Here is an 8574-nt window from a genome sequence, read left to right as displayed (position 1 = left end):
AAGGTAAGGCTGTGACCTTGCCGTCATTCATGGGGGGCGATCGCCGCGGGCGGTCGCCGCTGCCCTGGCTGCTGTCGACCGTGCCGCTCGCTTCCGGCCGCGGTTCCGGGACTTCCGTGCGTGCTGTTCCATGTGGTCCTCCATCCGTTGCTCGGGATGTGAGGTGAATGAACTGACGTGCCACCCGGGACAGCGTCTCTTTGGACTCGTCGTCCAGGACGCCGGCGCCGCCGATCGCGAGTGCGGTCGGGTCGTTGCCGGTGTAGACGGGAAGACCGAGCGTCCGGGCGGATGCCATGACGACTTCGGTGATGGTCACTCCAAGTCCTTGTGCCAGGCCTCGGATGGTGTCCGGGTCCGGGAAGTTCTTCTGCGGCTGGTTGGCGAGCTGGTGTAGTCGCTTCGCAGTCGGGGTGCCGCCGCACTCCTGCGAGACCTTCTCGTAGGAGCGGGTTCCCTTCCGGTCTGAGATCAGGCCGGCGAGGTTCTGTTCATCGCTCACGGCAACCACCATCGCGTGTCGCTGGATGCCTCCACCATTCACACCCGCCTTGCCTCACCCGGTCGGAGGCGTGGGCGCGCACTCGCCTACTGCTCACGCCCCACCCTCCGGCCCCTCATCCTGCGACTGATCCTCTGGCGCTGTCTCCGCGCGCCGGCGTTGCTTCTCTTTCGACCCGCCCTTGACGTGCCGGGCGGCTAGCCGCTGCGGACGTTCGTCAGGTTCTGGGGCTTGATCACGCGAAGGTAAGGCTGTGACCTTGCCGTCATTCATGGGGGGCGATCGCCGCGGGCGGTCGCCGCTGCCCTGGCTGCTGTCGACCGTGCCGCTCGCTTCCGGCCGCGGTTCCGGGACTTCTTCATTCGTTGCTCCTGATGGTTGGCGGGGAGCCATGACGCGCACGACCGCGAGCACCGCGTCGCGCTGCTCCTCGGTGAGCTGGTCCGCCCCCGGCGGGAGCATCGCCGCGAGGGCGGACTCCTGCCGGCGCACCGAGAATCCGATGCTGCGAGCCACGGCGAGGACGACCAGGGTCACGTCGACTTCGAGTGCGTCGGCGATGGCCTGGATCGTTGCGGGCTCCGGAAACTCCTTGATCCGGACGCCCGTGCCCAACTGCTGCCAGCGCTGTCGCGAGATAGCGCCTTCGACGCGATCTGCGAGCTGCTGGTACGACCAGCCGCGCTCGGCCTTCCGAGCGGCGATGAGGTCAGCGAGTGTGGGCACCGCCGAAGCATGCGGTGCGCGGTCTGAGCCGGGCAATTCGTCCTCCGAACAACCCTCCTACCGGTTCGATCCGGCGATCGGGCATGTTGCCGCCTACCAATTGACGGCGCTTACTTTGCCCTATCCCTGCTGGCTGCGGAAACCGCAACGCGGGAACGCTTGACAGTCGCCTACTGGTAGGCGCTACAGTGATGCTCGGTAGTTGACAGATAGGCGCCTACAACGCAGAATGGAGAAGCACGATGACGACCCCGTACCGACGATGGCCGAAAGGAACCTGGATGCGACTCAAGAGTCCGGGCATCCTGCGAGCATTCGTTGGCCCCGAGGACGACAAAAAGATGTCGGCGCGGAAGCTCGCTCGCTACGTCGACGTCCACCCCAGCTTCATCGACCACCTGCTCGCGGGGCGTCGGCGAAGCTGTGAACCGAAGACCGCCAATCGCATCTCGGAGGCGCTCGCAGTTCCGGTGGAGATCCTTTTCGATGTCCAGGTGTCAACTACCAAGCAGCAGAACAGCCCGCGGAGAGCAGTGCACGCCGCATGAAGACGGCCCTGCACCTGATCCACCAGGTGCAGGGCCTCGAACACCACAACCAAGGAGAAGCAATGTCCACCACGAATCGTATCCGAGTCCTGCTCGTCGGCCTCGCGGCTGGCGCCGCGATCGCTGCGGGTGCCACCACTGCCGCGGCCGCTCCGGCGCCTGCTGAGGTCGTCACCAGCAACAGCGCGAGCACGGGGGAGCGCGGCGCGCCGGCGTCCGAGTACCGCGGCAAGCCGTCCGACGTCGTCGTGCAGGGCGGCGTCATCACGATGCCGGCCCCGAGCAACTACTGGACCGTCGTCGGCGCCGATCCTGTGACGGGCGCGTCGATCTGGGGCTCGGTGCCGGTCGGTTCCGGTGTCACCGCGGCGATCATCTCCGGCGGTGCGAAGTGAGCACGCTCGAGCGCTTCCGCTATCAGGCTGCCGACGTCCGCGTCGTCGTCCTCGACGACGAGCCGTGGTTCGTCCTCGCCGATCTCGCTCGCGTTCTCGAGATCAAGGACGTGAGCCGCCTGGCGTCCCGACTGGACGATGGGGTGCGTCAGACACACCCCATCGTTGACAGCCTCGGACGCACCCAGAACCCGACGATCGTCTCCGAGCCCGGCATGTACGAGGTCGTGATCCGGTCGGACAAGCCGGAAGCCGCAGCGTTCCGCCGCTGGATCACCAGCGAGGTGCTGCCGTCGATCCCAGGTGCAGCCCCCGGATGTTGCGATCGAGTCTCGATCCCTCACGCCCCGCCCTCCGGCCCTTCGCCCTGCGACTGATCCTCTGGCGCTGTCTCCGCGCGCCGGCGTTGCTTCTCTCTCGAGCCCCCCTTGACGTGCCGGGCGGCTAGCCGCTGCGGACGTTCGTCAGGCTCTGGGGCTTGATCACGCGAAGGTAAGGCTGTGACCTTGCCGTCATTCATGGGGGGCGATCGCCGCGGGCGGTCGCCGCCGCTCGGGCTGCTGTCGACCGTGCCGCTCGCTTCCGGCCGCGGTTGCGTGACTTCTTCGGTGCTGCTGTCTGCTCGGTCTTGCCCACGGGTGATCGCCTCCGCCATCGCTCGAATGAGTTCGTCAACTGCGTTGCGCTCACGACGGCTGAGAAGGTTCGCCTCAGCGGGCGGTTCGTACGGACCGAGTGGAGCGGTCGCGTCCCATGCCGCCCGCTGGAGTTGAGCCAGCGGTGTCGAGAGCACCTCGGCGAGCCGTTCCAACGTCTGCGCCGACGGTCGTCCGTGCCGACCTGACCAGTAGGCAGCGATCGTCCCATAGGGAAGGCGGATGCCCTTCTCCTTGGCGATGTCTGCCGCTTGGCGGGCACTGACCGGCTGACTGTTCAGCAGATCGCTCAACTTGCTCACGGTTTCAGAAGCTCCCACATGCGGCGCCTGTTCGAATACCCGCAGTGTAACCGGGCTGGTTACAAATTCCCTGGATGTGATTTGTGGCAGGCAAGGTCACTGCCGGTTACAGGTGTTGCGCGTTGTAACTGCTATCGGTTACATTGTGGTTGTTGATTGACCAAGCGAGAAGCGGAAGGTTACATTGATTCGGCACGCACGAACCATCGACAGAGGGAGGCTCTGGGTGCGACTCATCAGCAAGCAAGCCTTCCGGCAGTACATGAAGTTCCGAGGCATGAGCAACGCAGATCTTGCGGAAGCCTCGGGATGTGCGGTCTCCACGATCGCCTTCCTTCGATCTACCGGAAAGAGCTCTCGTGACACGGTCGGGTCCGACGCGGCCCGGCGTATCGAGGAGGCGCTCAACGCGCCTCCGGGGTCACTTTTCTCGGCCACAGTGCTTGTCGCTTCGTCGTACAGCAAGCACGCGGTCGCATGAAGACGGCCCCACACCTGATCCACCAGGTGCAGGGCCTCGAACACCACAACGAAGGAGAAGCAATGTCCACCACGAATCGTATCCGAGTCCTGCTCTTCAGCCTCGCCGCTGGCGCCGCGATCGCTGCAGGTGCCACCACTGCCGCGGCCGCTCCGGCGCCCGCTGAGATCGTCACGAGCAACGACGCGAGCATGGGGGAGCGCAGCACGTCGGCGTCCGAGTACCGCGGCAAGCCGTCCGACGTTGTCGTGCAGGGCGGCGTCATCACGATGCCGAGCCCGGACAACTACTGGACCGTCGTCGGCGCCGATCCCGTGACGGGCGCGCCGATCTGGGGCTGGGTGCCGTTCGGCGCCGGCGTCACCCCGGCGATCATCTCCGGTGGTGCGCGATGAGCGACCTCACCCTCTTCGCAGGCGGCGCCGAGCAGTCTCCGTTCGACGCGATCAAGCAGTCCCGCATCGACGGCCGTGAGTTCTGGTCCGCACGCGACCTCCAGCCCTTCATGGGGTACAGCAAGTGGCAGGACTTCCAGAACGCCATCGAGCGCGCGAAGGCGGCGGCTGCGAATGCCGGGCACGACGCAGAGTCGATGTTTGTGCAGGTCAGCAAGCTTATGGACGCCGGTAACTTGGGTCCACAGGAGCGGATCGACTACGAACTGCCGCGGTTCGCGTGCTACCTCACCTTCCTGAACGGCGACCCGCGCAAGCCGGAGGTCGCGGCCGCGCAGTCGTACTTCGCGATCCGCACCCGCGAAGCCGAGGTGCGACCAGCGCTCGTAGGGGAGGAGCTCCTCGCCCACGCTGTCCTCGAGGCCGCCGGGACGATCAAGCGGATCGAGTCCGAGCGCGCGCTGCTTGAGGCGAAGGTCGAAGAGGATGCCCCGAAGGTCGAGTACCACGACACGTTCGTCGCGGGCAGTGACCTCCTCTCGGTCCGCACGGTCGCCTCGACTCTCGGCGTGGCCGAGTCGTGGCTGCGCGAGGAGCTGGTGCGCCGCAAGTGGATCTACGTTGAGAAGTCGTCGCGCTGGTCGATGAGTAAGCATCGCATCGTCCCGCAGGCCCGCTACTCGGAGTACTCCGACAAGAAGGCGTACTTCCAGCGTGTCGTGACGCACGACGCGCCGCGGTTCCGTGGCGAGGTCATGCACACGCTGAAGATCACCGCCGCGGGCGCGAACGCGATCGCTCGGATGGTTCCGCGGTGGCAGACCGGTGGTGCAGCATGACGCTCCCACCGCCGACCCGCCTGCTGAACGCCGTCGAAGCCGGAGCGCTGCTCGGTGTGCACGCGTCGACGGTCCGCGAGATGTGGCGCGACGGCGTGCTGCGGTTCGTCGCGGTCGGTCGCGGCCGCAAGGTCTCCGACGCCGAGATCGCGCGGTACATCGCCGAGCACGAGCAGTACGTGGACGGTGCGGCGTGAGGGCCCGCGTGATCGATTCCGGTGCCCCGTTCCTCGAGGTGATCGAGGCCGTGCCGGTCGCGTCGCCGTTCACGTGCACGTCGTGGCGCGTGACGTTCGCTGACGGTCGTTCTCGCACCGCCTGCCGCGACGACTTGTTCGTCGTCGCCACCCCGTGATCGCCCGGTGGCGGGGTGCGTCCCTTCCGCCCCGCCACTGGGCCTCCACTTCTTCGAGACAGGACTGTTGATGAGAGACAGCATGATCCGACCAGACCAGGAAGACATCACGTACACGGAGTTCGAGACCGCGGCCGACGAGGCGCTCGCGCTGGCCGCGGAGCCGCGGACGGTGTGGGATCGCATCGAGGACCAGTTCGTCAGCCTCGCGGTGTTCGTGTGGCTGATGGCGTTCGGTGCGCTGATGGGCGCCGCGATCTACTTCGCCGCGGCGGTGCACTCGTGAGCGCCGCCGTCGAGCCGGGCGATGCGCTGCGCGTCCTGCGGGCGCTGATGAGAACCCCGGAGGTCGCGAGCGACGCCGCCACCATCCAGGCGCTCTTCGTCGTGACGGACGCTGTGCAGCGGTGGGAAGAGAGCGACTACATCGATAAGCTCGAGCGGATCAAGAAGGATCTTCACGCCGCCGCCGTGCAGCTGCGCGACGCCGTCGCGTGGCTCGAGTCCCAGCGGGCGGTGGGCCAGTGAGGAGCATGGAGTCGCCGCTGGGCGCGATCGCGTCGGCCGACATCCCGGACACGCCGGTCGAGCTCGCGGACCGTGCCCGCCGCGTCGTGGCCGCGAATGCCGCTGACGCCGCCGACGCGCAGCAGCTGCTCGCGATGCTCGGGCTCATCGACCAGCCCGAGACCGCGGCGGCCGAGACAACCACGCCGCCCGCACGTGCGCCGCTCGCGTCGCACTGCCGGACCTGCGGGCGCTACCTCGTTCCGAAGTCGCAGAAGCCGCTCGCGGGGGAAGCGAGGCGCGGCCCGAACGGGCTGTGCGAACCCCACTACAAGGCCGAGTGGCGCGCCGCGAAGGCCACGTCATGAGCCCGGGCGACGCGATCTACGACGACACCGACTTGTGGCGGCTGCCCGAGGGCACCACGTTCCGGGAGGAAGGCCGCCGCGGCCGCACGTTCACCGCGGCCGTCTCGGCTCCGGTATCGCCTGGTGGCGGCACGTACCCCTCCCGGTCGTCGACGTCGAGCTGCCCGTGCACATCACCCACATCCCGACCACGAGCAAGGAGCCCGCGTGAGCACCATCGCCTTTCCTGACGGCGCGTACGCGCTCCGCGTCGAACCCGACCCATCCGGGCGTCTGCGTTTCGAGATCGACGGACGCACCGTGACCCTTTCCCGCGCGAACGCGGCCGCTCTCGGCCAGCTGATCGCCCACGAGTACGGAGGCCCGAAGTGAGCATCGAACAGATCGTCAAGGAACTGGCCGCCATCACCGCGGCCGAGAAGCTCGTTGCCGCAGCGAAGACGGCGAAGAAGGACGAGCTGCAGGCGCAGCTGACGCGCGGAACGGCGTACGCGTACGCGGCGGTCGGCGGCGAGCAGGTGGAGTTGGGGTACGCGACGGTGCCGAAGCCGTCGGTCCCGAAGCCTCGGGTGGAAATCGTCGATGAGGCGCGCGTGCTGCCGTGGGCGGTCGACGCGTTCGGCGATTCGGTGCTGACGACGCGACTGTCGGAGCAGGGCCGCAAGTCGGTGATCGAGGCAGCGCTGATCGCCCACGAGACCGGCGACGAACTCGACGGTGTGGCCGTGTCGGTGCCGGCCGCTACAGTCCCGACGCCGCGGTTCACTCCGGCGAAGAATGTCGTCGAGCTGGTGCAGGGCATGGTCGCTCGCGGCGAGATCAGCCTCGGTGACGTGCTGGCCCTGCCGCAGGCCGGTGAGCCAGCGTGAGCAGCCACGAGCAACTCAGAAAGCTCCGGGAGCCGTTCCCTGCCAGTGATATCGGCAGTCTGCCGAAGCCGACCCGCAAGGACGCACAGAAGGGCCAGTGCCGCGAGTGCGGCGGCTACCACGGTCTGCCCGCGATCCACCTCGACTACGTCGGCCACGCCGCACTGACCGCCCGGTTCCTCGACGTCGACCCCGAGTGGACGTGGGAGCCGGTCAGCCTGGATCAGAACGGACTGCCGCAGTTCGACAGCCGCGGTGGCCTGTGGATCCGGTTGACGATCTGCGGTGTCACGCGCCTCGGGTACGGCGACGCCGACGGAAAGACCGGCGGCAACGCGATCAAGGAAGCGATCGGCGACGCACTCCGCAACGCAGGGATGCGGTTCGGTGCGGCACTCGAGTTGTGGCACAAGGGCGATCTGTCCGAGAGCAAGGGCGCCGAGCCGTCCGAGGCAGACAAGGCGCGAGAGGCCCTGCTGGAGACCTTGAAGTTCAAGCAGATCCCGCCGGCCGATGCGAGCGAGAAGTTCGCTGCCGACGGTCATGGGGATCTCGGGTCGTCGGCCGATGTCGCTGCGATCAAGGCGCTCATCGCTCACTTCCGGGGTGCGGCATGACCGATCACAACCCGGTGGAGATCGAGTCGTCGATCCGCGAGTGCGCGAACCGTATCGCGAAGGGCGTCACTGTCTGCGCGAACGCGTACACACAGTTCCTCGCGGCGGACCGTTCGTACGATGCTGCGTTCGCCCGTGCCTATCTCACTGCGGCGGGCCCGGCGCACGAGAAGAAGTACGCGGCCGAACTCGACACCGCCGCCGAGCGCGAGACCCGCGACACGGCGGATGCGGCGTACCAGTACGCGAACCGTCAGGCGAGAGCGTTGGAGGCCGAGCTCCGCGCGTGGCAGTCGGTGGGCGCCTCGGTGCGGTCGATGTATCAGGTCGCCGGGCGGGGTGAGTACTGATGGCCCGCCGAGACGACTGCACCTGCTCGGGCCCCGCCGATGGCTGGCCGCAGCACGAGGCGATCTGCGCGACCCGAGGACTGCTGTCGGAGTGGCAGCTGGACCGCTGGGACGAGCTGCAGGACCAGATCGGGGGCCGTGAGTGAGTCGCCGCTCCACGGGATTCCCGCCTGCAGTGCAGGAACTCGTCCGGGCTCGGTCCGGCGGTGTATGTGAGCGCTGCGGCACTGGACCTGCGACACAGATGCATCACCGTCGGCCGCGGGGGATGGGCGGCACACGGCGTGCCTCCACGAACGCGGCGTCGGGATGCCTGCACCTGTGCGAGCCGTGCCATCGATTCATCGAGACAGCCGCTCGCGGTCTGTCCTACGACAACGGCTGGCTCGTTCGCCAGCACATCGAACCTTCTTCTGTCGCTGTCCGGTATCGGGGACGTCTGGTGTTCCTGACCGATGACGGCGACCTGACCTCAGGAACGGAGTCGGCATGACCCGCACTCTCGTCTCGATCGCCCTCGCCGCTGCGTTCGCGGCGGCGGGGGTGACGGTCGCCGTCGCGATCGTCCTCGAGCAGGCCATCGACCTCGCCACACCCACCAGAAGGATCCCGTGAGCGCCCGGTTCACTGCCCAGGGATTCTCCGATGACTACCAGTTCTTACT

19 protein-coding genes are annotated in these 8574 nt (G+C 67.5%); 16 read left to right on the top strand and 3 right to left on the bottom strand.

The genetic code is table 11. From position 1 onward, the window contains the following. The coding region (locus RR1_RS22185) for a hypothetical protein (RefSeq protein WP_143153984.1) at window positions 1-502 on the bottom strand (502 nt) is incomplete at its 3' end. A gap of 93 nt (window positions 503-595) precedes the next feature. After that, window positions 596-1228 carry a helix-turn-helix domain-containing protein gene (locus RR1_RS21095; RefSeq protein WP_010837038.1) on the bottom strand — a complete coding sequence of 211 codons (633 nt, stop codon included), beginning with the start codon at window positions 1226-1228 and terminating at the stop codon, window positions 596-598. Between the two features lie 242 nt (window positions 1229-1470). Between RR1_RS21095 and RR1_RS21090 the strand changes: the two genes are divergently transcribed. The 3 genes from RR1_RS21090 (at window position 1471) to RR1_RS21080 (ending at window position 2548) form a co-directional block, all read left to right on the top strand. Then, complete coding sequence (locus RR1_RS21090) at window positions 1471-1776, top strand: helix-turn-helix domain-containing protein (RefSeq protein ID WP_238558936.1); 306 nt, start codon at window positions 1471-1473, stop codon at window positions 1774-1776. A 62-nt stretch (window positions 1777-1838) separates the two neighbouring features. Further along, on the top strand, window positions 1839-2171 hold the full coding sequence (locus tag RR1_RS21085; RefSeq protein WP_040772344.1) for a hypothetical protein: 333 nt from the start codon (window positions 1839-1841) through the stop codon (window positions 2169-2171). Further along, entirely contained in the window at window positions 2168-2548 is a 381-nt protein-coding gene (locus RR1_RS21080) for a BRO-N domain-containing protein (RefSeq protein WP_010837041.1), read from the top strand. The genes RR1_RS21085 and RR1_RS21080 overlap by 4 nt, the downstream gene beginning before the upstream one ends. Here the strand turns inward: RR1_RS21080 and RR1_RS22180 are convergent. Further along, window positions 2512-3129, bottom strand: coding sequence for a helix-turn-helix transcriptional regulator (locus RR1_RS22180; RefSeq protein ID WP_143153981.1), 618 nt, complete (start codon window positions 3127-3129; stop codon window positions 2512-2514). The two genes, RR1_RS21080 and RR1_RS22180, sit on opposite strands and share 37 nt — an antisense overlap. A 543-nt stretch (window positions 3130-3672) precedes the next feature. Here RR1_RS22180 and RR1_RS21075 point away from each other — a divergent pair. The 13 genes from RR1_RS21075 (at window position 3673) to RR1_RS23005 (ending at window position 8525) form a co-directional block, all read left to right on the top strand. Further along, on the top strand, window positions 3673-4005 hold the full coding sequence (locus tag RR1_RS21075) for a hypothetical protein (protein WP_238558937.1): 333 nt from the start codon (window positions 3673-3675) through the stop codon (window positions 4003-4005). Next, window positions 4002-4844 (top strand): phage antirepressor KilAC domain-containing protein, encoded by an 843-nt coding sequence (locus RR1_RS21070; protein ID WP_010837044.1) that lies wholly within the window; start codon window positions 4002-4004, stop codon window positions 4842-4844. The genes RR1_RS21075 and RR1_RS21070 overlap by 4 nt, the downstream gene beginning before the upstream one ends. Next, window positions 4841-5041 carry an excisionase family DNA-binding protein gene (locus tag RR1_RS21065; protein ID WP_010836644.1) on the top strand — a complete coding sequence of 67 codons (201 nt, stop codon included), beginning with the start codon at window positions 4841-4843 and terminating at the stop codon, window positions 5039-5041. Before RR1_RS21070 ends, RR1_RS21065 begins: the two co-directional genes overlap by 4 nt. A gap of 8 nt (window positions 5042-5049) precedes the next feature. Then, the gene (locus tag RR1_RS22485; RefSeq protein ID WP_010837045.1) at window positions 5050-5199 is read left to right on the top strand and encodes a hypothetical protein; all 150 of its coding nucleotides are present in this window, start codon (window positions 5050-5052) and stop codon (window positions 5197-5199) included. Between the two features lie 82 nt (window positions 5200-5281). Continuing rightward, entirely contained in the window at window positions 5282-5485 is a 204-nt protein-coding gene (locus tag RR1_RS21060; RefSeq protein ID WP_010837046.1) for a hypothetical protein, read from the top strand. Then, a complete protein-coding gene (locus tag RR1_RS21055; protein WP_010837047.1) occupies window positions 5482-5727 on the top strand; it encodes a hypothetical protein in 246 nt (81 codons plus the stop codon). Before RR1_RS21060 ends, RR1_RS21055 begins: the two co-directional genes overlap by 4 nt. Before the next feature lie 5 nt (window positions 5728-5732). Then, entirely contained in the window at window positions 5733-6074 is a 342-nt protein-coding gene (locus RR1_RS21050; protein ID WP_010837048.1) for a hypothetical protein, read from the top strand. A 207-nt stretch (window positions 6075-6281) separates the two neighbouring features. Then, on the top strand, window positions 6282-6446 hold the full coding sequence (locus tag RR1_RS22480; protein WP_010837050.1) for a hypothetical protein: 165 nt from the start codon (window positions 6282-6284) through the stop codon (window positions 6444-6446). Beyond that, on the top strand, window positions 6443-6943 hold the full coding sequence (locus tag RR1_RS21045) for a hypothetical protein (protein WP_010837051.1): 501 nt from the start codon (window positions 6443-6445) through the stop codon (window positions 6941-6943). Before RR1_RS22480 ends, RR1_RS21045 begins: the two co-directional genes overlap by 4 nt. Next, window positions 6940-7560: a hypothetical protein gene (locus RR1_RS21040; protein ID WP_010837052.1), complete on the top strand. Its 621-nt coding sequence runs from the start codon at window positions 6940-6942 to the stop codon at window positions 7558-7560. The genes RR1_RS21045 and RR1_RS21040 overlap by 4 nt, the downstream gene beginning before the upstream one ends. Next, window positions 7557-7910, top strand: a complete 354-nt coding sequence (locus tag RR1_RS21035) for a hypothetical protein (protein WP_010837053.1) — start codon at window positions 7557-7559, stop codon at window positions 7908-7910. The genes RR1_RS21040 and RR1_RS21035 overlap by 4 nt, the downstream gene beginning before the upstream one ends. Beyond that, window positions 7910-8056, top strand: a complete 147-nt coding sequence (locus RR1_RS22475) for a hypothetical protein (protein ID WP_010837054.1) — start codon at window positions 7910-7912, stop codon at window positions 8054-8056. The genes RR1_RS21035 and RR1_RS22475 overlap by 1 nt, the downstream gene beginning before the upstream one ends. Window positions 8057-8399: 343 nt before the next feature. Beyond that, window positions 8400-8525 (top strand): hypothetical protein, encoded by a 126-nt coding sequence (locus tag RR1_RS23005; RefSeq protein ID WP_010836653.1) that lies wholly within the window; start codon window positions 8400-8402, stop codon window positions 8523-8525. Window positions 8526-8574 lie beyond the last annotated feature (49 nt).

The organism is Rhodococcus rhodnii NBRC 100604, assembly GCF_001894925.1.
Taxonomy (GTDB): Bacteria; Actinomycetota; Actinomycetes; order Mycobacteriales; family Mycobacteriaceae; genus Rhodococcus_F; species Rhodococcus_F rhodnii.
The sequence above is the reverse complement of the archived record's forward strand: the minus strand, read 5'-3'. Positions and strand labels throughout refer to the sequence as shown.